A 22,759-nucleotide genomic window follows, 5' to 3' on the forward strand; every position below is an offset into this window, starting at 1 on the left:
ACCCGTTGCTTGCACCGGCCAGCCGCTTCCGCCTAAGCTTCCGGGCGGAGGAATTGTCCGGGTCCCGGGGACCGGACGGCGAGATTTCAAGGAGAGGAACCATGGTCGAAGTGGTAATTGCCGGTGCGGCCCGCACCCCGATCGGCGCCTTCAATGGCGCCTTCGGTGCCGTGCCGGCCCACAAGCTGGGCGAGGTTGCCATCCGCGCCGCACTGGAACGCGCGAAGACCGATGCGGCCGAGGTGTCGGAAGTGGTGTTCGGTCAGGTGCTGACCGCCGGTCAGGGCCAGAACCCGGTGCGCCAGGCGGCCATCGCCGCCGGCATCCCGGCCGGCCGCACGGCCTTCGCCATCAACCAGATCTGCGGTTCGGGCCTGCGGTCCGTGGCGCTGGGTTACCAGTCGCTGCTGCTGGGCGATACCGAGGTGGTGGTCGCCGGCGGGCAGGAGAGCATGAGCCTGTCCCCGCACGCCATCTATATGCGTGGTGGCACGAAGATGGGCGACGCCGCGCTGGTCGACACCATGATCCGCGACGGGCTGTGGGACGCCTTCAACAATTACCACATGGGCCAGACGGCCGAGAATGTGGCCGCCAAGTTCGCCATCAGCCGGGAGGAGCAGGACGCCTTCGCCGCCGCTTCGCAGAACAAGGCCGAGGCGGCGCAGAAGGAAGGCCGCTTCAAGGACGAGATCGCGGCCGTCACCGTGTCGGGCCGCAAGGGCGATGTGATCGTCGATACCGACGAATATCCCAAGCACGGCACGACGGCGGAATTGCTGGCCAAGCTGCGTCCCGCCTTCAAGAAGGACGGCACGGTCACGGCCGGCAACGCATCGGGCATCAATGACGGTGCCGCCGCGCTGGTGCTGATGCGGGCGGACAATGCCGCCAGGCGCGGCGTGGCCCCGCTGGCCCGCATCGCCTCCTGGGCCACGGCCGGCGTCGATCCGTCCATCATGGGGACCGGCCCCATCCCGGCCAGCCGGGAGGCGCTGCGCAAGGCCGGCTGGTCCATCGACCAGCTGGACCTGATCGAGGCGAACGAGGCCTTCGCGGCGCAGGCCATCGCGGTCAACCGCGACCTGGGCCTGGACCCCGCCCGGGTGAATGTGAATGGCGGCGCCATCGCGCTGGGCCATCCGATCGGCGCATCGGGCGCCCGTGTGCTGATCACGCTGCTGCATGAGATGATCCGGCGCGATGCCAAGAAGGGTCTGGCGACCCTTTGCATCGGCGGCGGCATGGGCGTCGCGCTCTGTGTCGAGCGGGACTGACGGTCGGACGGAACGGGGGTGCCAGTCACCCCCGTTCGCTTTTTTGCGCAAAGTGATTTTCCAACGAAGGGGGAAACAAGATGGCACGAGTGGCATTGGTTACGGGCGGTACGCGCGGCATCGGCGAGGCGATTTCCGTCGCGCTGAAGGAAGCCGGCTATCTGGTCGCCGCCAATTACGGCGGCAATGACAAGGCCGCCCAGGAATTCACCGAGCGGACGGGCATCCCCGCCTACAAGTTCGACGTGTCCGATTTCGAGGCGGTGAAGGCGGCCGTGGCCAAGATCAAGGCCGATCTGGGACCGGTGGATATCCTGGTCAACAATGCCGGCATCACCCGTGACACCACGATCCACCGCATGACGTTCGAGCAGTGGAACGATGTGATCCAGACCAACCTGGCAAGCTGCTTCAACACCTGCCGCGCCGTGATCGATGACATGCGGGAACGCAATTTCGGCCGCATCGTCAATATCGGTTCCATCAACGGTCAGGCCGGCCAGTATGGCCAGGTGAACTATGCCGCCGCCAAGTCGGGCATCCACGGTTTCACAAAGGCGCTGGCCCAGGAAGGGGCGGCCAAGGGGATCACCGTGAACGCCATCGCGCCCGGCTATATCGATACCGACATGGTGCGCGCCGTGCCGCCCAACGTGCTGGAGAAGATTGTCGCCAAGATCCCTGTTGGCCGCCTGGGCAAGGCCAGCGAGATTGCGCGCGGCGTGCTGTTCCTGGTGGGGGAAGAGGCCGGCTTTGTCACCGGGTCCACCCTGTCCATCAATGGCGGCCAGCACATGTATTGATGCGCGGACCCCGGCGCGCCACGGCGCGCCGAAGGGCGCTGTGAAGAAGGGGGGCGGGGCCGGTGTGGCACCCGCCCTTTTTCATTCATTCCGCGGGGCCTAGGCACCGCCGCCCCTCTGGCGACCCTGGCGGCCGGGCACGGCCGGCCAGCGCCCGCCAATATCAGGGACCGGCCGCGGCGATGGCGGCCTTGTAGGTTTCGACATAATGGCGGGCGGATGCCGTCCATGATACGTCGCGCGCCATGGCGTTGCGCTGCACCTGCCGCCAGCGGTCGGTCTGCGGATGCAGGGCCAGGGCCCGGTCGATGGCATTGATCAGGGCCGGCACCGTGACGGGGCCGAAGGTGAAGCCGGTGGCCGTGCCATCGGACAGCGCATCGTCGGTGCAGTCGGTCACCGTATCGGCCAGCCCGCCCACACGGCTGACCAGCGGCAATGTGCCATAGCGCAGGGCATACATCTGGGTCAGGCCGCACGGCTCGAACCGGGACGGCACCATCAGCACGTCCACGCCGGCCTGCAGGCGGTGGGACAGCGCCTCGTCATAGCCCAGCACCAGCCCGACGCGGCCCGGATAATGCCGGGCGGCCCCGGCAAGCGCCTGTTCCAGCCCGGCCGCACCCGTGCCCAGCACGGCAAGCTGCGCGCCGCGCGCCACCAGATGCGGGATGGCCTGCACCACCAGATCGATGCCTTTCTGGTCGGTCAGGCGGCTGACGATGCCGAACAGCGGGGCATGGATGTCCGGGGTCAGGCCGAAGGCCCGCTGCAGGTCGGCCTTGTTATGTTCCTTGGCAGGCAGGGTGCCGGCATCATAGGGGGCGGCAAGCTGGGGATCGCGCGCCGGGTTCCAGGCGTCGGTGTCGATGCCGTTCAGAACGCCTTCCAGCACGCCGGCGCGGGCACGCAACAACCCGTCCAGGCCGAAGCCGAACACCTCCCCTTGAATTTCCGTCGCATAGGTGGGGCTGACCGTGGTCAGCCGGTCCGAATAGACCAGGCCGGCTTTCAGGAACGACAGGTGGTTGTGGAACTCGAACCCCTGCGGCGTGAACCCGTCCCAGGGCAGGCCCAGCATGGGCACCATGTCGGCGGGGAACAGCCCCTGGAAGGCCAGGTTGTGGATCGTGAACACGGTCCCCGGCCGTTTCAGGCCCGCCAGGGGCCAGAGCGGGAAATGCAGATGGGCTGCGGCCAGGCCCGCCTGCCAGTCATGGCCATGCAGCACGTCCGGCTTCCACATCGCGCGGCCGGTGCTCCCGTCGCCGGCCAGCCCGATCAGGGCCGCCACGCGGCCCAGGGCCGCGAAACGCAGATGGTTGTCGCTCCAATCCTTCCCGTCGGGTCCCAGATAGGGGTTGCCCTTGCGCCCGAAGAAGCTGGGAATGTCCAGCGCATAGACGATGCCGCCATCCACGCCGCGCCCGGCCACCAGCCGGGCCGGCGCTGCCGAGGGCAGGCCCGGCAGCCCGCGCAGATCGCGCAGCACGCGGATGCCGTCCAGCCTTTCCAGCACGCCGGGATAACCGGGGATCAGCAGCCGGACATCCACCCCCACAGCCCGCAGGGCGGCCGGCAGGGCACCGGCCACATCCCCCAGGCCGCCGGTCTTCACATAGGGCAGGCATTCCGACGAGACGAAAAGAACGCGCATGATCGGGTCCGGGATTGTTGGGATCATCGGATATCGCCGCCGGGGGGCGGCATGGGGCAATGCTGGCCCGTGGGGGACAGGGTGAAGATCTCCACCCCGTCCGCGGTCACGCCCACCATGTGCTCGAACTGGGCCGACAGCGACAGGTCGCGGGTGATGGTGGTCCAGCCATCGGCCAGCGTGCGCACGCCGGGACCGCCCTGGTTCAGCATGGGTTCGATGGTGAAGACCATGCCGGGCACCAGCTTCATGCCCTTGCCCGGCCGGCCGAAATGCATCACGTCGGGCGCATCGTGGAAGATGCGGCCGATGCCGTGGCCGACATAATCGCGCACCGTGGAATAGCCATAGGTCCGGCCCGTCTGCTCGATGGCGTTGCCGACATCGCCCAGATGGCGTCCGGGGGCCACCTGGGCCACGCCCGCCATCATGGCATCATAGGTCGTGCGCACCAGATGCGCGGCAGCCGGCGCCACCGCGCCCACCGGATAGGTGCGGCTGGTATCCCCGTACCAGCCATCCACGATGGCCGTGACATCGATATTGACGATGTCGCCTTCCATCAGCCGTGTCCGGTCGGACGGGATGCCGTGATTGACGACATGGTTGGGGGAGATGCAGCAGGATTTGGGAAAACCGTGATAGCCCAGCGTGGCCGGCACGGCCCCGCGGGCCCGCAGAAAGCCATCCACCTCCCGGTCCAGGTCGCCCGTCGTCACGCCGGGCCGGATGAAGGGGGCGATATGATCCAGGCAGGCCGCGGCGGCCTGCCCCGCGGCGCGCAGGGCGGCGAAGCCCGCCGCATCCTGCAGGGGCACGCGGCGCCCCTGCGGGTCCAGCACGAAATTGCCGGCATAGGTCTTCATCGCCGCCCCCCTGATGTTCCGTCGGCATGGTTCCCCATGATGGCACCAAAGGGCCGGCCCGTCAGCCGGCCAGCCTGTCCAGCATGTCCTGGGTGATCAGCACCACGCCATTTTCCGACCGGTAGAAGCGGCGGGCATCCTCCTGCGCGTTCTCGCCCACCACCAGGCCGGCCGGGATGACACAGCCCCGATCGACCACCACCTTGGTCAGCCGGGCGTTCCGGTTGATCTCCACCTCCGGCAGGATGACGGCGTCGGTCAGCTCGCAATAGGAGTGGACGCGCACCTTGTTGAACAGCAGCGACCGGCGCACCAGCGACCCCGAGGTGATGCAGCCGGCCGACACCATGCTGTCCACCGCCATGCCGCGGCGGCCATCATCATCGAACACGAACTTGGCGGGGGGCAATTGCTCCTGGTAGGTGAAGATGGGCCAGTCGCGGTCATAGAGGTCGAGGTCCGGCGACACCTGGCACAGGTCCAGGTTGGCTTCCCAATAGGCGTCCACCGTGCCCACATCGCGCCAATAGGCGACACCGGGCTGGGCGCGGTTGCGCACACAGCTTTCGCTGAAATGGTGGGCCATCACCTTGGCCCGGTCCACCAGATAGGGGATGATGTCCTTGCCGAAATCGCGTGAGGAGCCCTGTTCGCGGGCGTCGCGCTCCAGATGTCCGTATAGGAACTGGGCGTTGAAGATATAGATGCCCATGGAAGCCAGCGACATGTCGGGCTTGCCGGGCATGGGCGGCGGGTCGGCCGGCTTTTCCAGAAAGCTGACGATGCGGTCCTCTTCATCCACATGCATGACGCCGAAGCCCGTCGCCTCCCGGCGCGGCACCTCGATGCAGCCCACCGTCACATCCGCGCCCGTGCGGATGTGGCTGGCCAGCATGTTGGCGTAATCCATCTTGTAGATATGGTCGCCGGCCAGGATCAGCACCCATTCGGCCTTGTGGGACCGCAGGATGTCCAGGTTCTGGTACACCGCATCGGCCGTGCCCTGATACCAGCTTGTCTCGTCGATGCGCTGCTGGGCGGGCAACAGGTCGATGAACTCCCCGATCTCCCCGCGCAGGAAATTCCAGCCGCGCTGAAGATGACGCAGGAGGGAATGCGACTTGTACTGCGTCAGCACGGAAATGCGGCGGAAGCCGGAATTGATGCAGTTGGACAGCGCGAAATCGATGATGCGGAACTTGCCACCGAAATGCACGGCCGGCTTGGCCCGGCGGTCGGTCAGTTGCTTCAGCCGGCTGCCGCGCCCGCCCGCCAGCACCAGGGCCAAGGCATGACGCGGTGCCTGCCGCAGATCGCGGTCCAGACGCTGTTCAGACTGACTGGTGAGCAATTCCCGATCCTCCCATCCTGACGCCAGGGACGCCGCCGCTTCATCCGGCGGCTGTCTTCGTGCCCGATGCTCTCACATGCATCCGGCCGGGTCACGTCCCGATACGTATGCGCGAGGGTGTGGAACGGGCAGGGCAGACAACGAAATCGCGAAGACCGCCTGTGCCGGTACGCGCGATCGGAAATGCCGGAAAATTGCCTATTTTTTAATCTGACGCATTTTTAGCCGCTGAATCGGGGTAATACGGGCGAGGTGTTTTTGTCTAAATTATTGTTTGAATTAACTTTATCCCGATTTCGCACCGCTGGAAACAGCACAAAATTTGTGCAAACAGTCCGGATTCGCAGGGGAGTCCTGGGTGGCTGCGTGGATTCCGCTCAGGACCGGATGTAGGGATTCCGCCGCTTTGCGTTGCGGCACGGACTTTGAATAGAGGGGAAACGGCGTGTGCGGCGGCCGGTCGGCCCCGTGCCCACAAGAATGGGGAGCCACATGAATCGTATGTTCAAGACCCTTATCGCGGCGTGCCTGGCGTTGGTTCCGGGCGTGGCCCTCGCTCAGGACGCGGCGCCGACCCTGGACTCAGGCGATACCGCCTGGCTGCTGACGTCCACGGCGCTGGTGCTGTTCATGACCATTCCTGGTCTGGCACTGTTCTATGGCGGCATGGTCCGCAAGCCGAACGTCCTGACGATGGTGATGCAGAGCTTCGCCATCACCGCCCTGATCTCCGTGCTCTGGGTGGTGGTCGGCTTCAGCCTGGCCTTCGGTGAAGGCAATGCCTATATCGGCGATTTCAGCCGCGCCTTCCTGGCGGACGTGACGGTCGACAGCCTGTCGGGAAGCATCCCGGAATCGCTGTTCATCGTATTCCAGATGACCTTCGCCATCATCACGCCGGCCCTGATCACCGGCGCCTTCGCCGACCGCATGAAGTTCTCGGCCATGCTGCTGTTCATGGGCCTGTGGTCGCTGATCGTCTATGCCCCGGTCTGCCACTGGGTGTGGGGCGGCGGCTTCCTTGGCGGCGACGGCGTGCTGGACTTCGCCGGCGGTACCGTCGTGCACATCAATGCCGGTGTCGCCGGTCTGGTGGCGGCCATCGTGCTGGGCAAGCGCAAGGGCTATGGCTCTTCCGACATGAAGCCGCATAACCTGGTCCTGTCGGTTATCGGCGCCGCCTTCCTGTGGGTGGGCTGGTTCGGCTTCAACGCCGGTTCCGCCGCCGCCGCCAATGGCAGCGCCGCCATGGCCATGCTGGTCACGCAGGTTGCCGCCGCCACCGCGACGCTGGCCTGGATGTTCGTGGAATGGGGCGTGAAGGGCAAGCCGTCGGTCCTGGGTGCCATCTCCGGTGCCGTCGGTGGCCTGGTCGCCATCACCCCGGCCGCCGGTTTCGTGGGCATCGACGGTGCGCTCGGCATCGGTCTGGCCGCCGGCATCATCTGCTACTTCGCCTCCACCACGCTGAAGCATGCCCTGAAGTATGACGACAGCCTGGATGTGTGGGGCGTTCACGGGGTCGGCGGCATCGTCGGCGCCATCCTGACCGGCGTCTTCGCCCGTGAGGCCATCGGCGGCACCGCCGGCGCCCTGGAAGGCAATATCGGTCAGGTCTGGACCCAGATCTGGGGCATCCTGGCCACGATCGTCTGGGCCACCATCGGCACGACCGTCATCCTCTACGTCGTCAAGGCCATCGTCGGCCTGCGCGTGGATGAGGAGGCCGAGCGCGACGGTCTGGACATCGCCCTGCACGGCGAGTTGGTCCAGTAAGCTCCGGGCATCCGTCTGGAAAGAAAGCCGCCGCACCGGGCAACCGGTGCGGCGGTTCCATTTCCGGGGGGTATGGGCCATCGCGGGGGATCGCGCCCACCGGGGTTGACCCCGCTTCAAGTGCCCCGTCTCCCGCCTACCCGATGGTCAGCACGACCTTGCCCGTGGCCTGGCGTCCCGACAGCAGGCCGAAGGCGCGGGCATGGTCGGACAGGGGCAGCGCATGCGACACATGCGGGCGCAGCTTGCCCTGTGACCACAGGTTCAGCAATTCACCCAGGCTCTGGCCCAGGCGCCGGGGATCGTGCTTGCGATAGGCGCCCCAGAACAGTCCCAGCACGGCGCAGTTCTTCACCAGCAGCAGGTTGGCCGGCACCTGGGGGATGCGTCCCGCGGCGTAACCGATGGTGATGATACGCCCGCACCAGGCGATGTTGCGCAAGGCGGCATCGAAATAATCGCCCCCCACGGGGTCGAAGACGACGTCCACCCCCTTTGGGGCCAGTTCCTTCAGCCGTCCCTTCAGATCCTCCGCGCTGTAATCGATCCCCTCGTCCGCCCCGTGTGCGCGGGCCACGTCCAGCTTTTCCGGGGATGACGCGGCGGCGATGACGCGCGCGCCCAGCGCCTTGCCGATCTCCACCGCTGTCAGCCCCACGCCGCCCGATGCGCCCAATACCAGCAGCGTTTCTCCGGCTTGCAGGCGCGCCCTGTCGGTCAGGGCCAGGTGCGAGGTGCCATAGGCCACGGGAAAGCCGGCGGCCGTGGCGAAATCCATGCCGTCCGGGATGGGCAGGACCGCCCCCGCCTCCACCACCGTTTCCTCCCGGAAGGCCCCCTTGGCCGACAGGGCCATGACCCGCTGTCCCACCGCCAGATGCCGTACCCCCTCACCCCGTTCGGTGATGATGCCGGCGCATTCCATGCCGGGGACAAAGGGAAAGGGGGGCTTTTCCTGGTACTTGCCTTCGATGATCAGGGTGTCGGCAAAGTTCAGGGCAGCCGCCTTGACGGCGATCCGCACCTCTCCCGCCCCCAGCGGCAGGGGAGGCACTTCGGCCAGGGACAGTTTCTCCGGCGGTCCGAATTCGATGCACTGCAATGCCTTGGGCATGCGCTTCCTCCCGTTCTTGCACTGGTTCGTTCAAACAATTGTTTGAAGGGTGCGACGGGGAGGGGGCGCCGTCAAGGGGTGTGGCTCGGCCGGCGGGTGCCGGCAGCGCGGCCGGTGCTAGCGCTTGATGCCTTCGTCCGTCAGCACGACGACCTGGTATCCGCGATATTCAGCCGGCGCCCCATGGTCGGGGCCGGAGACGCGCAGGAAAATCCGCCCCTCCCCCAGGCCGGTGCCGACAACGGGGCGGCCGGCATCGGTCAGTTCCTTGAACAGGGTGCGGGCGGCGTCGGCCAGCGGATGTTTCTCGGGTGCTGCGGTATCGGTCATGGTCATTGGCGCTTCGGGCTGGGGCGGGGGGCACTGTGCGACGGAACGGCCGGGCCGGTCCAGACCCCTGCTTGCCCCCGACGCCATTGCAAGGGCGGTGCGCCTCAGCCGCATGGCAGGGCGGCTGTCCGGGTCCATGAGGAAGGAATGGCCGCCAAGCTGGACGTTCGTCGCAGTTGGATTTGTAATGATACTACACATTCTCCGGCATTCCAGGGCCAATTCGGCAGGCGACATACGTGAATTTTGCCCTAAAGTGCAGACTTAATATGGAATGCCACTAGCAACATGATGTCATCCAGGACGGCACACCCGACTTGTCCGATGGCAGGTGCGGACGGGGTTGCCCAGGGATCGATTATCGGGCGTCCCGTTTGGCAACATGGCGCTATGCCCCCGCAAAGCTTCACAAAGATTACCGGATGCGTCATCGTGCGGGTGCAAAATTATCGGCCGGCATAATCCTGAAGGAACTCCGGCCACCTGGGCCGCCTTTTGGCAGAGGACTTGAGAGGGGGAATCGGATCGCATGAAAATCGCCATACCGAGGGAGCGCCGGGCGCACGAGCTGCGAGTCGCAGCAACGCCTGACACGGTGCGCAAATATATCGGGCTGGGATTCGAGGTGGTGGTGGAGGCGGGCGCGGGCCTGGGCTCCGCCATCACCGACGAGGCCTTCACCGCCGCCGGGGCGGGCATTGCCCCCGATCTGGCCTCGACCCTGACCGGGGCTGACATCGTGCTGAAGGTGCAGCGCCCCCTGACCGCCGGGGAAGGCGATGTCGATGAACTGGCCCTGCTGAAACCGGGGGCCATCCTGATCGCCGGCCTGTCGCCCTATGGCGCGCCGGAGACGGTGGCCGCCTATGCCGCCGCCAAGGTCGATGCCTTCGCGATGGAGTTCATGCCGCGCATCACCCGTGCGCAGAGCATGGACATCCTGTCCTCGCAGTCGAACCTGGCCGGCTACCGCGCCGTGATCGAGGCGGCGAACGAGTTCGGGCGCGCCTTTCCCATGATGATGACGGCCGCTGGCACGGTGCCGCCGGCCCGCGCGCTGATCATGGGGGCCGGCGTGGCCGGCCTGCAGGCCATCGCCACCGCCAAGCGCCTGGGCGCCGCGGTGTCGGCCACCGACGTGCGCCCGGCCACCAAGGAACAGGTGGAAAGCCTGGGCGGCACCTTTGTCGCCGTCATGGACGAGGAGTTCCAGCAGGCCCAGACGGCCGGCGGCTATGCCAAGGAAATGTCCAAGGAATACCAGGCCAAGCAGGCGGCCCTGATCGCCGAGACGATCAAGAAGCAGGACATCGTCATCACCACGGCCCTGATCCCCGGTCGCAAGGCGCCCATCCTCGTCACCGACGAGATGCTGAAGACCATGAAGCAGGGTGCCATCCTTGTGGATCTGGCCTGCGAGCAGGGTGGCAATGTGGAAGGTGCGGTGGCCGGCCAGGTTGTGGAGAAGTACGGCGTGAAGATCATCGGCCGCATCAACATGCCGGGCCGCATCGCCGTCGACGCCTCGGCCCTGTACGCCAAGAACCTGCTCAACTTCATCACGCCCTTCGTCGACAAGGAGACGAAGACGCTGAAGATGAACTGGGAGGACGAGGTGGTGAAGGGCACGGGCCTGACCCGCGACGGCGCCGTCGTCCACCCCGCCTTCAACAAGCCCGCTGCCTGAGGAGGAGCCGCCATGACCTTTGCTGCCAAAGCGGACAGCGGCACGGAGCTGCTGAGCAACCTGGATGCCGCGCGTGAGCAGGCGGTCCAGTTGGCCAACAAGATTTCGATGCTGGAGGCGCAGCTTGCCCATGCCGGCGGGATGCCCTTCATCGTCACGGGCCTGACGGTCTTCGTCCTGGCCTGTTTCGTCGGCTATTACGTCGTCTGGAAGGTGACGCCGGCCCTGCACTCGCCCCTGATGGCGGTGACCAATGCCGTGTCGTCGGTCATCATCGTCGGCGCGCTGATCGCCACGGGGGCCGCGGCCAGCGGCTTTTCCGCGCTGATGGGTTTCCTGGCCGTCGTGCTGGCCAGCGTGAACATCTTCGGCGGCTTCATGGTCACGCAGCGCATGCTGGCCATGTACAAGAAGAAGGCGCCCGCCGGCGCCGCCAAGAAGTGATCGGGGAGGAACCATAATGCTCATCACCGCATCGCTTCTCTATCTCGTTTCCGGGGTGCTGTTCATCCTGGCCCTGCGCGGTCTGTCCAGCCCGGAAACGGCGCAGGCGGGCAACCGCTTCGGCATGATCGGCATGGCGCTGGCCATCGTCACCACCCTGTTCGCGCTGCCGGCCCTGACGGGCCAGTCGCTGGAATTCGGCCGGCTGATCCTGATCGTGGCCGGCATCGCCATCGGCGGCGCCATCGGCGTCGTGATCGCCAAGCGCATCCAGATGACGCAGCTTCCTCAGCTCGTCGCCGCCTTCCACAGCCTGGTCGGCCTGGCCGCCGTGTTCGTGGCGGGTGCCGCCTTCTACTCGCCGGAAAGCTTCAATATCGGCCGGCCCGGCGCCATCCATATCGGCTCCATCATCGAGATGAGCCTGGGTGTCGCCATCGGTGCCATCACCTTCACCGGCTCGGTCGTTGCCTTCCTGAAGCTGGACGGGCGGGTCAGCGGCAAGCCGCTGGTCTTCGGCGGGCAGCATCTGCTGAATGCCGGCCTGGGCATCGCACTGGTCGTGCTGATCGCACTGCTGTGCTTCACGCAGTCGGAACTGCTGTTCTGGATCATCGTGCTGCTGGCGCTGGCGCTGGGCCTGCTGCTGATCCTGCCCATCGGCGGCGCCGACATGCCCGTCGTCGTGTCGATGCTGAACAGCTATTCCGGCTGGGCCGCGGCCGGCATCGGCTTCACCTTGCAGAACAACCTGCTGATCATCACCGGCTCGCTGGTCGGCGCCTCCGGCGCCATCCTGTCCTACATCATGTGCAAGGGCATGAACCGGTCGATCTTCAACGTCATCCTGGGTGGCTTCGGCGGTGACACGGCCGCGGCCGCGGCGGGTGGCGGCGCTGCCATCGACCGCAGCTTCAAGGCCGGCTCCGCCGACGACGCGGCCTTCATCATGAAGAACGCGACCAAGGTGATCGTGGTCCCCGGCTATGGCATGGCCGTGGCCCAGGCCCAGCATGCGCTGCGCGAAATGGCCGACCTGCTGAAGAAGGAAGGCGTGGAGGTGAAGTACGCCATTCACCCCGTCGCGGGCCGCATGCCCGGCCACATGAACGTGCTGCTGGCCGAAGCCAACGTGCCCTATGACGAGGTGTTCGAACTGGACGAGATCAACCGTGATTTCGGCCAGGCCGACGTGGCCTATGTCATCGGCGCCAACGACGTGACCAACCCGGCCGCCAAGACCGACCCGGCCAGCCCCATCTTCGGCATGCCCATCCTGGATGTGGAAAAGGCCAAGACGGTACTGTTCATCAAGCGGTCCATGGGTGCCGGCTATGCCGGCGTAGAGAACGAACTGTTCTTCCGCCCCAACACCATGATGCTGCTGGGTGACGCCAAGAAGGTGACCGAGGAGATCGTGAAGAACCTCTCGGGCAGCGGGCACTGATACTATTTTGCGGTGATCAGAACCTGTTGGTTCTGGTCACCGCCCTCAATCGCCGGCGCCAACATTCGTTGGCTTGGCTCCGCCGCACAAAAGAAGGGCCGCCCCGGAAATCGGGCGGCCCTTTTTGCATCCTGCCGTCTGTCCGGTGTCGGCGTTGATGGGCTATTTCACCCGGCGGACCTTGATCAGGCCGGAGACGCCGTCGATCACCATGTTGTAGCTGCCCACCATTCCCTTCTCGATGCGCAGGCTGCGTCCGGCCCGCAGGTTGGACAGCGAGCGGGCCACCGTCTGGGTCCAGACCTGGCCATTATCGAGGGTGAAGGTGTAACGCTCGTAACCGGCCTGCTGGAAGCTGACCAGCGTCGCTGTGATCTCCGCCACCTCCTCGATCCCGCGCTCCTTGCTGGACAGGCGTTCCGCGCCGAACGCCTGCTGCGGGCTGGCCGCCACCACCGGCGGCGGGGGGGCGGGGGGCAGGGCGGCGGCCATTGGCGGGGCCTGACGCAGGGCCGGAACCGCCCGGTCATAGCAGGCCAGGCGTGCCGCATCATCCGTGACGCCCAGGCATTTCAGCACCTCGTCCGGTGCGGCGGCCCGCGCGGGCAGGCCGCCGGCCGCGAGGGGCAGGGCGGCGAACAGGGCGGCGGCGAACAGGCTGGACAGGCGGATATCACGCATCGGGGTCGCATCCCTGACAGGGTTGGCGCTGGGGACCCGGCCCTGGGATCCCTACGGACAGGGAAAAGCAGGGCAGGAGACTGTCGATAGAACAGTCTCTACCTGCCGATGGCGAATATCTCAATGATTGAAGCGAGATGGGCGTCAGGCGGGACAGGCCCGCGCCGCGCCGGATACGGGCGGCACGGGGGATGCCGGGGCGTCAGGCCACCAGTTCGATCGAATAATTCTCGATCACGGTGTTGGCCAGCAGCTTGCGGCACATGTCCTCGATCTGGGCCTTGGCCTTGGCCGGATCGGTCTCGGCCACTTCCAGTTCGATCAGCTTGCCCTGGCGGACCTCGCCGATCCCGTCGAAACCCAGATTGGTCAGGGCATGGCCGATGGCCTTGCCCTGCGGGTCCAGCACGCCGTTCTTCAACGTCACCACGACCTTGGCCTTCATGGGGAAACCCTTTTCAACAACGCGGAGGAAACCGGATAGCGGATGGTGGCCACTGCCGTCCTGGTCACTGCACCAGCTTGGGGGCGGTGTGATCGCCGGGTCCGGCCTCGGGCAGAATGCCCAGGCGGCGGGCCACTTCCTGATACGCCTCGGCGACATTGCCCAGATCCTGGCGGAAGCGGTCCTTGTCCAGCTTCTCGTTGGTCTTGGCGTCCCACAGGCGGCAATTGTCCGGGCTGATCTCATCGGCCAGGACGATGCGCATCTCCTCGTTCTCCCACAGGCGGCCGAATTCCACCTTGAAGTCGACGAGCTTCAGCCCGATGCCCAGGAACAGGCCGTTCAGGTAATCATTGATGCGCAGGGCCAGCGACAGCATGTCGTCCAGATCCTGCGGGGCGGCCCAGCCGAAGGCCGTGATATGCTCTTCCGACACCATCGGATCGCCCAGCTCGTCGTTCTTGAAATAATATTCGACGATGGAGCGGGGCAGCGGCGTGCCCTCCGGAATGCCAAAGCGCTTGGTCAGGGACCCGGCGGCGATGTTGCGGACCACCACCTCGATGGGGATGATCTCCACCTCGCGCACAAGCTGTTCGCGCATGTTCAGGCGGCGGACGAAATGGTGCGGGATGCCGATCTCGCCCAGTTTCGTCATCAGATATTCGCTGATACGGTTGTTCAGCACGCCCTTGCCCGTGATCGTGCCCTTCTTCTGGGCGTTGAACGCGGTGGCGTCGTCCTTGAAATACTGGACCAGGGTACCCGGCTCGGGGCCTTCGTACAGGATCTTGGCCTTGCCTTCGTAGATGCGCCGGCGTCGGGTCATGGGTCTGGTGTCCAGCAATCGTTCCAGCCAAAGGGATACGGACCCGCGTGGCGCTGGCCAGCGGGTCCGACGCCCACCCTATAGCAAGCAACGGGGCCGGGCACAATGCAAGCAGCGATGCGGGCGGGTCAGTGCTGGGTGGCTTGGATCAGAGGTCGATGGGCTGGAACGGCGTCTGGTCGGGCCGTCCGGCGGCGAACAGGACGCGCGGCGGCGCGCCCGACCGCTGCATGGAGGGCAGGGCGACCAGCGCCGAACTGCCCGTGCCATAACCCCAGTCGGTGACGATGCACATGGCCCCACGCGGGCCCGCATCGCCGTCCCAGATGCGGCAGCCCAGCAATTCCTGCCAGGCGCGCCAGTCATCCTTGTCCGGATCGGGGATGGCCGCGGCCTGGAACAGGGGGCGGAAGAAACGGGTGCGCGGATTGTGCGTGTCGTTCAGGTCGGTGCTGGCGATGACGGAAAGCCCGTCCGGCACGCGATGGGTTCGGATCCGCCCGCCATCGGCCGGCAGCGACAGCCAGAAGGCATCCCGGTTGTCGGCGACCAGCAGGTTGAACGGCCGGTAGGCGCGGCCGTCCAGATGGCCCAGCGCATCGGCCGCGGCCTCCGCGTCGGCATGGTCCAGCGCGTCCAGCACCAGTTCGCCGCGCGACCGCTTGCCGGCCTGTGGCCCCAGCGTGTGTTCCCGGTTCAGGACCGTGGCGACGACGCCATGGTCGTTGATGCCCAGCCAGGACCCGCCGCCCGTCTCGTCCAGGCCGGCCAGCACCTCCGGCCGGTCGGGCCAGTGGCGGGCCGGTGGCTTCCAGGGGCGGGCCAGCATCTCGTCCCGGTTGCCGGCCAGAAGCAGCGGCCATTCATGACCGGGACGACGCAGGATGACCACCGTACACATGGGTGCGACACCTTCACATTACGACCAATGGACACCATCCTATACGGTGCGAAGCGCAGCAGACGATGGCGGCTGGCGCATGACCGGTATATAAGCAGCCGCGGAACGATAGCGGGTTTTCATTCACAGAGGGAAGAAGATGACCACGTTCGACGATCGCGAACAGGCATTCGAGAACAAGTTCAAGCACGACCAGGAACTGCTGTTCCGCATCTATGCCCGCCGCGCCCGCCTGGTCGGCCTGTGGGCCGCGGAGCAGATGGGCATCACCGGCGAGGACGCCGCCGCCTATGCCAAGCAGGTCGTGGCCGCCGATTTCGAGGAGCCGGGCCACAAGGACATCGTCCGCAAGATCCTGGCCGATTTCCAGGCCAAGGGTGTCGCGATTTCCGAGCACCGGGTGGAGAAGGAGCTGGACACCCAGCTTGAGATCGCCCGCGCCCAGATCCAGAGCGAGTAGTTGCGGGCGCCGGCATGTCCGGCGCCGCGATACCCGTGCCTATCCCCGCGGCAGCCTTGCTTCCGGCGTCGGCGGGTCCAGGTCCTCGTAGAGCGCCTGGGCCTCTGCCGCCGGCCCGCGCCGCGCGGCCAGTGCTGTCACCCTGATCACCCGCACATAGGCGCCCAGCGGGAAGGTCAGCACGTCCCCCACCTTCACGGGCTGGCTGGATTTCGATACCGGGGCACCACCCAGGCGCAGCGTGCCGGAACCGGCCAGCTTCGCCGCCTGGCTGCGTGTCTTCAGGAACCGCGCATACCATAGCCATTTGTCCAGCCGCAGCCGGCCCCGGGCCATATCGGCGGCATCGGACGGATCGGTCGGGGTTATATCCTGCCCGGTCATCGGGTCAGCCGTTCAGGCAGCGGACCAGATAGGGCAGGCTTTCATCCATCCGGTAATCGATGGAGGAATGGTCGTCGGGAAATTCCTCGTACCGGTGGCGCACATCCAGCGCCTCCAGCCGGCGGTGCAGCCGGCGGGCGCCGTGGATCAGGTTATACTGGTCGCGGTCGCCGCAATCGATGAACAGGCCCTTCAGCCCCCGCAGCGCGTGCGCCCGGCTTTCCACCAGCCGCACCGGGTCCCATTCCAGCCAGTTGGCCCAGCGTTCCGCGATGATCTCGCACGTATCGGGGGTGACGGGCAGGCGGATGCCCAGATGTTGAGACGGGTCGGGATCATAGGTGGCGGCCATGCACAGGATCATCAGGACGTGGGTGTCCTTGCCATCCGTCTTGCGGGTCGTCTCAAAGGCATTCATGAACCGCTCGATGGAGCCGCCATGCCGGCTCAGCGCGCGCAGCACGCCCGGCATGTCGGGCAGGTAGCAGAGTTCGAACGCCATGTCACCGGAATGGCAGGCCGCCGCCGCCCAGATATCGGGGCGCAGGAAGACATGCGCCAGCGCGCCATATCCTCCGCTGCTCTTGCCGAAAAGGGCGCGCCGCCCGGCCCCGCCGCACCCGAACCGGCGTTCCACGAAGGGCACCGCCTCGTCGCACAGGAAATCCATCCAGCGGCCCATGGCGGCGGAATTGATGTACTGGTTGCCGCCCAGGCGGGTGAAACAGTCGGGAAAGGCGACGGCGGCCGGTGCCATGGCCCCGCTATCGATCAGCCGGTCCAGACGTTCCGGCAGGTTCTCGCCGAAATTCTTCCAGTTGGTGTGTGCCGGGCCGCCGGCGGTATAACCCACGAGGTCGATCAGCAGCGGCAGGTCCCGCCCGTCATGGCCGGCGGGGACATAGACATGGATGTCGCGTTCCGACGGGTCGCCCAGCAGATTGTCCCGCAGGACCTGGCTGCCCAGCGTGAGGCGGTGAACGGTGCCGCGGGCGGCATGCAGGGAACGGCGCATCGACGGGTCCGGCTTTCTCTGGCAGGTTTCGGTATCGCGCCCGCATCTTCGCCCACAGGCGGGGCCGGTTACAAGCCCTCCACGGGCGGGGGCGGGTTGGTGCCGGGGGCGAAACCGGTCAGGCCCGCCCGGTCGCGCCATTCATGCAGGGCCCAGGACACGCTGGGAAAGGCCAGTTCGTCCCAGGGGATATCCCCCCAGGCGAACATTCCCACCTCCAGGCTCTCGGTCCCGGGGGCGATGGCGGGATCGGACAGGCTGGCGCGATAGATCATCTGCACCTGCGAAATGCGCGGAATATTGTAGACGGCCAGCAGCGCATCGATGGCGATCCGGGCCGTCGCTTCTTCCCACGCTTCACGCGCGGCACCCTGCTCCGTCGTCTCTCCCAGTTCCATGTAGCCGGCGGGCAGGGTCCAGAAGCCGCGGCGCGGCTCGATGGCGCGCCGGCACAGCAGGAAGCGGCCGGTGGCGTCGGTCACCACGGCCCCCACGACGATCTTGGGATTCTCGTAGGCGATATAGTTGCAATCGGGGCAGACCAGCCGCTCCCGATCCTCCCCCTGGGGCGCCGTGCGAAGGCGCGGACCCGTGGTCGGGGCCGGCGGGACAGGCGGACGGGGCGGAGTATGGGGCGGGGAAGGTGGCGGCATGCTCATGCCGCCACCATGCCGTCAAAGCCTTACGGCATCAAGCGGCGATCAGGATCAGCTCTTGGCGTCCTGGGCCGTGTCCTCGATGGCCTTGCCGCCGGACTTCACATCCTTGCCCACGCCTTCCACGGTATTGCACGCCGAAAGCGCCAGCAGGGAAACCAGCAGGGGGGCTGCAACGGTCAGAAAACGCTTCTTCATGATATCCTCTCGTCCTGGAACCGGCCCGGGAGGCCGGCTGACAAAACGAGAAACACAGCGCAAGGTCGATTGTTCCGTTCCCCCTTCCCGCAAATCGGGGGCATCGACACGGATGGCCGCAGCCCCTGGCGGCAAGGGGGCCGCCAGGGGCTGCGGTCCTTACTCCAGCCCCTCGAACAGGGCCGTGGACAGGTAACGCTCGGCGAAGCTGGGCAGCACGACGACGATCAGCTTGTCCTTGTTCTCGGCCCGCGCACCCACCTCGAACGCGGCGGCCAGCGCGGCACCGGAGGAGATGCCGACGGCCACGCCCTCGGTCCTGGCCGCCTCGCGGGCCAGTTCAAAGGCACGGACGTTGGAGATGCGCAGCACCTCGTCGATCAGGTCCTTGGACAGGATGTCGGGCACGAAGCCGGCGCCGATGCCCTGGATCTTGTGCGGACCGGGCAGGCCGCCGGACAGGACGGGACTGTCCTCGGGCTCCACGGCGATGACCTGGAAGCCGGGCTTGCGTTCCTTCAGCACCTGGGCCACGCCGGTCAGCGTGCCACCCGTGCCGACGCCGGAAATCAGGATGTCGGCCTTGCCCGCCGTGTCGTTCCAGATTTCCTCGGCCGTGGTGGCCCGGTGAATGGCCGGATTGGCCGCGTTCTTGAACTGCTGGAGCATATAGGCACCCGGTGTGCCGGCCAGCAGCTCCTCCGCCTTGGCGATGGCGCCCTTCATGCCCTGCGGGGCCGGGGTCAGCACCAGTTCCGCCCCCAGCAGCTTCAGCATCTTGCGCCGTTCCAGCGACATGCTTTCCGGCATGGTCAGGATCAGGCGATAGCCCTTGGCCGCCGCCACGAAGGCCAGGGCGATGCCCGTATTGCCGGATGTCGGCTCGATGAGCACGGTCCGGTCGGGTGCGATCTTGCCCTCGGCCTCCGCCGCCTCGATCATGGCCTTGCCGATGCGGTCCTTCACGCTGGACAGCGGGTTGAAGAATTCCAGCTTGGCCACGACATCGGCCACGACCCCGTGCTTGGCCGCCAGCCGGCTCAACCGCACAAGCGGCGTGGCCCCGATGGTGTCCAGGATATTGTCGTAGATCTTGCCACGGAATTCGGCGTTGGCGGACATTTCACGTCTCCGTTGTGGTATTTATCGGAAATACCGGGTCGGGAATGTATATAGGCAGTGGCGACGGGTGTCAAAGCCGTGCCGGTGCCACGGGCCGGGATCAGATGCTGAAATCCAGCTTGGACGCGGCCTCGCTGGCCACGCCGGCCTGATGGGCCCGCACGCACAGATCCTCGATGCTGGTCTGTTCCAGGCGGGCCATCACCTCTTCCTGCAATTCCGCCCACAGCGGGCGGACGACCTTGCGGCCCAGCTCCGCGCCGACCTCCTCCTCGATCGGGTCGGTGGCCTGTTCCAGGGCGCGCACGACGCGCACGATCTCCGCCACCGTGATGCGGCGGCGTTCCTTGGCCAGCCGGTAGCCGCCCTTGGGCCCGCGCACCCCGGCCAGCACCCCGGCGCGCACCAGGGCCTGCAGCACCTGCTCCAGATAGCGCTTGGGGATGCCCTGGCGCTGGGTGATCTCGGCCGATTGCACGGGGGCCGATCCGGCATTATAGGCGATGTCCAGCACGGTCTCGATGGCGAACATCAGCTTCTTGGAAATCCGCAGCATCCTCGTTCCCTCAGCCCTTGGTGCCCGTGGACCCGAATCCACCAGCCCCGCGTTCGGTCTCATCCAGATCATCCACCTCCACCCAGGCCGCCCGCTCATGCCGGGCGATCACCATCTGGGCGATGCGCATGCCCCGTTCCACCGTGAAGCCCGTGTCGGACATGTTGGCCAGGATCACCTTCACCTCGCCGCGATAATCGGCATCGATGGTGCCGGGGCTGTTCAGCACGGTGATGCCGTTCTTCAGGGCCAGGCCGGAACGGGGGCGCACCTGCGCCTCATACCCCGGCGGCAGGGCGATGGCGATGCCGGCCGGCACCAGCGCGCGCGCGCCGGGGGCGATGGTCAGCGGGCCGTCCAGTGCTGCCAGCAGGTCCATGCCGGCCGACAGGGCCGTGGCATAGGCCGGCAGCGCCAGGTCGGCACCATGCGGCAGTCGGCGGATGGAAATGCTGGTCTCTGACATTCCTATATTCTTTCCTATATCTTTCCGTTTCCGAAATGATCGACGATGGCGGTGGCCAGACGTGCCGCCACCTCGGTCTTGGGCAGGTCGGTCCAGATGTCCTCCTGGCCGTCGGCGCGGATGACATGCACGGAATTGCGGTCGCCGCCGAAGGTGCCCGTGGCGGGCGACACGTCATTGGCGACGATCCAGTCACAGCCCTTGCGCTGCCGCTTGGCACGGGCATAGGTCTGCACATCATTCGTTTCGGCTGCGAAACCGATGACAAGGGCCGGCCTTTCGGGCCCCGGGGCTGACAGGGTGGCCAGGATGTCGGGGTTCTCCGCCAGCCGCAGGGCGGGCGGGCCGCCGCCATCCTTCTTCAGCTTCTGTTCCGCCGCCCCGTCCACGCGCCAGTCGGCGACGGCCGCGGCGGCCACGAAGATGTCGGCCGGCAGGGCCGCGCGGCAGGCGGCCAGCATTTCCGCCGCCGTCTCCACCGGCACCACGGTCACCCCTGCCGGGTCGGTCAGGCGCACCGGCCCGCTGACCAGCGTGACGCGCGCGCCCAGGGCGGCCAGGGCGGCGGCCACGGCATGGCCCTGTTTGCCGCTGGACCGGTTGGCGATATAGCGCACGGGGTCGATCGCCTCATGCGTCGGGCCGCTGGTCACCAGGGCATGGCGGCCGGCCAGCGGCCTGGGCGCATCCCGTTGTGCGAACCAGGCGATCAGATGATCGGCGATGGCCAGCGGTTCGACCATGCGGCCGGGCCCATATTCGCCACAGGCCATGGCGCCGTCATCGGGGCCGATGATACCCACGCCGCGCGCCGCCAGCAGGTCCAGGTTGGCCCGGGTGGCCGGATGTTCGTACATGCGCACATTCATGGCGGGCGCCACCAGCACGGGCTTGTCGGTGGCCAGCAGCACCGTGCTGGCCAGATCGTCGGCCAGCCCGTGCGCCATGCGGGCCAGGATGTTGGCCGTGGCGGGGGCGACCAGCACCAGGTCCGCCTGCCGCGACAACTGAATATGGCCCATCGCCGATTCGTCGGTCAGGGACCACAGGTCGCGATAGACCGTATCCTCCGACACCGCCTGCAGGGCCAGCGGGGTCACGAAGCGTTCCCCCCCGCCCGTCAGCACGACGCGCACGGCCGCCCCCCGTTCCCGCAGGCGCCGCACCAGGTCCGGGGTCTTGTAGGCCGCGATGCCGCCGCTGACCACCAGCAGGATGCGGCGGCCGGCGAGGGGCGGGGCGGGTGGGGGTGTCTGTTGCAAGGGGGGCCGGCATCAAGCTGGGGCGGAACCGGGCCTGTCCCGATTCTCCGCGAATTGCGCCATGGCGGGCCGGGCAAAGCACGGCGCCGCCGCTGTGAAATCAGGGATATTCCCAAACCCGGCCGGATGCAAGCGCGCCGCTTGGGCCGCGCCATGCGTTGCCGCCGGGGGCCGGATGTCCGTGCGCGACAGATTGTCCAGAAGCACGCGCTTCCCAACGGTTGGCGGGGCATGTATATCGAACATCCGCGACCGGAGAATCCTTCGGCCGCTCCGTTCGTGTTGGCCTTTTCAACAGGCTGCCGCCATGACCATCCCCGATGGGACATGCTGGCGCTGCAGATGGGGATGGCCAGGCCGGCGGACAAGCCTATTCGTGCCCGGCCCCCGCCGGGTCACAACAAGTCGTTCCAGTCTTGGGCGGCGGCCCGGTGGGGGCCATCGCCCGGTTCGCTCTTTGAGGAGAAGAGAGGTATGGCGGACACCATGCATGCGGGCGACGGCCAGACCCGCCGCGATTTCATCTATCTGGCTGCCGCCGCCATGGGTGGCGTTGGTGGTGCCGCCGCCCTGTGGCCCTTCATCCACAGCCTTAACCCGGCCGCCGATACGCTGGCGCTGGCCAGTGTCGAGGTCGACCTGGCCCCGATCCAGACCGGTCAGGCCATCAAGGTCATGTGGCGCGGCAAGCCGGTCTTCATCCGCAACCGCACGCAGGAAGAGATCGACACCGCCCGCGCCGTGCAGCCGGCGGACATGATCGATCCGCAGGCCGACCAGGACCGCGTGACGGCGGGCAAGGATAACTGGCTGGTGCTGGTCGGGGTCTGCACCCATCTGGGCTGCATTCCGCTGGGCACTTCCTCGGGCGAGACGAAGGGTGAGTATGGCGGCTGGTTCTGCCCCTGCCATGGCTCGCACTACGACACGTCGGGCCGTATCCGCAAGGGCCCCGCGCCGGCCAACCTGCATGTGCCGGAATACACGTTCCTGACCGACACCCGCGTCAAGATCGGCTAAGAACAGATCCAG

25 protein-coding genes are annotated in these 22,759 nt (G+C 66.8%); 8 read left to right on the plus strand and 17 right to left on the minus strand.

The window, feature by feature from the left end; translation table 11 throughout:
* Positions 1 to 101: 101 nt before the first annotated feature.
* Together ABC728_RS16305 and phbB are read left to right on the plus strand one after the other, a co-directional pair.
* Complete coding sequence (locus tag ABC728_RS16305) at positions 102 to 1,277, plus strand: acetyl-CoA C-acetyltransferase (protein ID WP_445376611.1); 1,176 nt, start codon at positions 102 to 104, stop codon at positions 1,275 to 1,277.
* Positions 1,278 to 1,357: 80 nt separating this feature from the next.
* Positions 1,358 to 2,080 (plus strand): acetoacetyl-CoA reductase, encoded by a 723-nt coding sequence (gene phbB, locus ABC728_RS16310; RefSeq protein WP_416619406.1) that lies wholly within the window; start codon positions 1,358 to 1,360, stop codon positions 2,078 to 2,080.
* Between the two features lie 163 nt (positions 2,081 to 2,243).
* On the opposite strand, the gene glgA is transcribed toward phbB, so the two are convergent.
* The 3 genes from glgA to glgC form a co-directional block, all read right to left on the minus strand.
* Positions 2,244 to 3,737, minus strand: coding sequence for a glycogen synthase GlgA (gene glgA / locus ABC728_RS16315; protein WP_416619407.1), 1,494 nt, complete (start codon positions 3,735 to 3,737; stop codon positions 2,244 to 2,246).
* A 23-nt stretch (positions 3,738 to 3,760) separates the two neighbouring features.
* Complete coding sequence (gene map, locus ABC728_RS16320) at positions 3,761 to 4,603, minus strand: type I methionyl aminopeptidase (protein WP_416619408.1); 843 nt, start codon at positions 4,601 to 4,603, stop codon at positions 3,761 to 3,763.
* 61 nt (positions 4,604 to 4,664) lie between these two features.
* Positions 4,665 to 5,954 (minus strand): glucose-1-phosphate adenylyltransferase, encoded by a 1,290-nt coding sequence (gene glgC / locus ABC728_RS16325; protein ID WP_416619409.1) that lies wholly within the window; start codon positions 5,952 to 5,954, stop codon positions 4,665 to 4,667.
* 492 nt (positions 5,955 to 6,446) lie between these two features.
* On the opposite strand from glgC, the gene ABC728_RS16330 reads away from it, so the two are divergent.
* Positions 6,447 to 7,730 (plus strand): ammonium transporter, encoded by a 1,284-nt coding sequence (locus ABC728_RS16330; protein WP_445376612.1) that lies wholly within the window; start codon positions 6,447 to 6,449, stop codon positions 7,728 to 7,730.
* 136 nt (positions 7,731 to 7,866) lie between these two features.
* On the opposite strand, the gene ABC728_RS16335 is transcribed toward ABC728_RS16330, so the two are convergent.
* Together ABC728_RS16335 and ABC728_RS16340 are read right to left on the minus strand one after the other, a co-directional pair.
* On the minus strand, positions 7,867 to 8,844 hold the full coding sequence (locus ABC728_RS16335; RefSeq protein ID WP_416619411.1) for an NADPH:quinone oxidoreductase family protein: 978 nt from the start codon (positions 8,842 to 8,844) through the stop codon (positions 7,867 to 7,869).
* 117 nt (positions 8,845 to 8,961) lie between these two features.
* On the minus strand, positions 8,962 to 9,174 hold the full coding sequence (locus ABC728_RS16340; RefSeq protein ID WP_416619412.1) for a hypothetical protein: 213 nt from the start codon (positions 9,172 to 9,174) through the stop codon (positions 8,962 to 8,964).
* 529 nt (positions 9,175 to 9,703) lie between these two features.
* On the opposite strand from ABC728_RS16340, the gene ABC728_RS16345 reads away from it, so the two are divergent.
* From ABC728_RS16345 to ABC728_RS16355, 3 genes are read left to right on the plus strand one after another with little or no spacing between them, the layout of a single operon-like run.
* Positions 9,704 to 10,861 carry a Re/Si-specific NAD(P)(+) transhydrogenase subunit alpha gene (locus ABC728_RS16345; protein ID WP_416619413.1) on the plus strand — a complete coding sequence of 386 codons (1,158 nt, stop codon included), beginning with the start codon at positions 9,704 to 9,706 and terminating at the stop codon, positions 10,859 to 10,861.
* Positions 10,862 to 10,873: 12 nt separating this feature from the next.
* Positions 10,874 to 11,305 carry an NAD(P) transhydrogenase subunit alpha gene (locus ABC728_RS16350; protein WP_416619414.1) on the plus strand — a complete coding sequence of 144 codons (432 nt, stop codon included), beginning with the start codon at positions 10,874 to 10,876 and terminating at the stop codon, positions 11,303 to 11,305.
* 16 nt (positions 11,306 to 11,321) lie between these two features.
* Complete coding sequence (locus ABC728_RS16355) at positions 11,322 to 12,752, plus strand: NAD(P)(+) transhydrogenase (Re/Si-specific) subunit beta (RefSeq protein ID WP_416619415.1); 1,431 nt, start codon at positions 11,322 to 11,324, stop codon at positions 12,750 to 12,752.
* A gap of 162 nt (positions 12,753 to 12,914) precedes the next feature.
* Here the strand turns inward: ABC728_RS16355 and ABC728_RS16360 are convergent, their stop codons facing one another.
* The 4 genes from ABC728_RS16360 to ABC728_RS16375 all read right to left on the minus strand — a co-directional run bounded on the left by ABC728_RS16360 (position 12,915) and on the right by ABC728_RS16375 (position 15,608).
* Positions 12,915 to 13,433 (minus strand): hypothetical protein, encoded by a 519-nt coding sequence (locus tag ABC728_RS16360; RefSeq protein WP_416619416.1) that lies wholly within the window; start codon positions 13,431 to 13,433, stop codon positions 12,915 to 12,917.
* A gap of 202 nt (positions 13,434 to 13,635) precedes the next feature.
* Positions 13,636 to 13,878, minus strand: coding sequence for a phosphoribosylformylglycinamidine synthase subunit PurS (purS, locus tag ABC728_RS16365; RefSeq protein ID WP_416619417.1), 243 nt, complete (start codon positions 13,876 to 13,878; stop codon positions 13,636 to 13,638).
* Positions 13,879 to 13,942: 64 nt separating this feature from the next.
* Positions 13,943 to 14,707 (minus strand): phosphoribosylaminoimidazolesuccinocarboxamide synthase, encoded by a 765-nt coding sequence (gene purC, locus ABC728_RS16370; RefSeq protein ID WP_416619419.1) that lies wholly within the window; start codon positions 14,705 to 14,707, stop codon positions 13,943 to 13,945.
* 148 nt (positions 14,708 to 14,855) lie between these two features.
* Positions 14,856 to 15,608, minus strand: a complete 753-nt coding sequence (locus ABC728_RS16375; protein ID WP_416619420.1) for an NRDE family protein — start codon at positions 15,606 to 15,608, stop codon at positions 14,856 to 14,858.
* 139 nt (positions 15,609 to 15,747) lie between these two features.
* On the opposite strand from ABC728_RS16375, the gene ABC728_RS16380 reads away from it, so the two are divergent.
* Positions 15,748 to 16,068 carry a DUF1476 domain-containing protein gene (locus tag ABC728_RS16380; RefSeq protein ID WP_416619421.1) on the plus strand — a complete coding sequence of 107 codons (321 nt, stop codon included), beginning with the start codon at positions 15,748 to 15,750 and terminating at the stop codon, positions 16,066 to 16,068.
* A 39-nt stretch (positions 16,069 to 16,107) separates the two neighbouring features.
* On the opposite strand, the gene ABC728_RS16385 is transcribed toward ABC728_RS16380, so the two are convergent.
* The 8 genes from ABC728_RS16385 to coaBC all read right to left on the minus strand — a co-directional run bounded on the left by ABC728_RS16385 (position 16,108) and on the right by coaBC (position 21,727).
* Positions 16,108 to 16,452 (minus strand): RNA-binding S4 domain-containing protein, encoded by a 345-nt coding sequence (locus ABC728_RS16385; RefSeq protein ID WP_416619423.1) that lies wholly within the window; start codon positions 16,450 to 16,452, stop codon positions 16,108 to 16,110.
* A 4-nt stretch (positions 16,453 to 16,456) separates the two neighbouring features.
* Positions 16,457 to 17,467 (minus strand): alpha/beta hydrolase, encoded by a 1,011-nt coding sequence (locus ABC728_RS16390; protein ID WP_416619425.1) that lies wholly within the window; start codon positions 17,465 to 17,467, stop codon positions 16,457 to 16,459.
* A gap of 68 nt (positions 17,468 to 17,535) precedes the next feature.
* Complete coding sequence (locus ABC728_RS16395) at positions 17,536 to 18,120, minus strand: NUDIX hydrolase (RefSeq protein ID WP_416619560.1); 585 nt, start codon at positions 18,118 to 18,120, stop codon at positions 17,536 to 17,538.
* Positions 18,121 to 18,174: 54 nt separating this feature from the next.
* Positions 18,175 to 18,321 (minus strand): entericidin A/B family lipoprotein, encoded by a 147-nt coding sequence (locus ABC728_RS16400; protein WP_416619427.1) that lies wholly within the window; start codon positions 18,319 to 18,321, stop codon positions 18,175 to 18,177.
* Positions 18,322 to 18,480: 159 nt separating this feature from the next.
* The gene (gene cysK / locus ABC728_RS16405) at positions 18,481 to 19,443 is read right to left on the minus strand and encodes a cysteine synthase A (protein WP_416619429.1); all 963 of its coding nucleotides are present in this window, start codon (positions 19,441 to 19,443) and stop codon (positions 18,481 to 18,483) included.
* Between the two features lie 100 nt (positions 19,444 to 19,543).
* Complete coding sequence (locus ABC728_RS16410; RefSeq protein WP_416619431.1) at positions 19,544 to 19,999, minus strand: RrF2 family transcriptional regulator; 456 nt, start codon at positions 19,997 to 19,999, stop codon at positions 19,544 to 19,546.
* Positions 20,000 to 20,009: 10 nt separating this feature from the next.
* Positions 20,010 to 20,465, minus strand: a complete 456-nt coding sequence (gene dut / locus ABC728_RS16415; protein ID WP_416619433.1) for a dUTP diphosphatase — start codon at positions 20,463 to 20,465, stop codon at positions 20,010 to 20,012.
* Positions 20,466 to 20,479: 14 nt separating this feature from the next.
* Positions 20,480 to 21,727: a bifunctional phosphopantothenoylcysteine decarboxylase/phosphopantothenate--cysteine ligase CoaBC gene (coaBC, locus tag ABC728_RS16420; protein WP_416619435.1), complete on the minus strand. Its 1,248-nt coding sequence runs from the start codon at positions 21,725 to 21,727 to the stop codon at positions 20,480 to 20,482.
* A gap of 474 nt (positions 21,728 to 22,201) precedes the next feature.
* Between coaBC and petA the strand changes: the two genes are divergently transcribed.
* Positions 22,202 to 22,747, plus strand: a complete 546-nt coding sequence (gene petA / locus ABC728_RS16425; RefSeq protein WP_416619437.1) for a ubiquinol-cytochrome c reductase iron-sulfur subunit — start codon at positions 22,202 to 22,204, stop codon at positions 22,745 to 22,747.
* Positions 22,748 to 22,759: the final 12 nt, after the last annotated feature.

The organism is Niveispirillum fermenti (assembly GCF_052474395.1).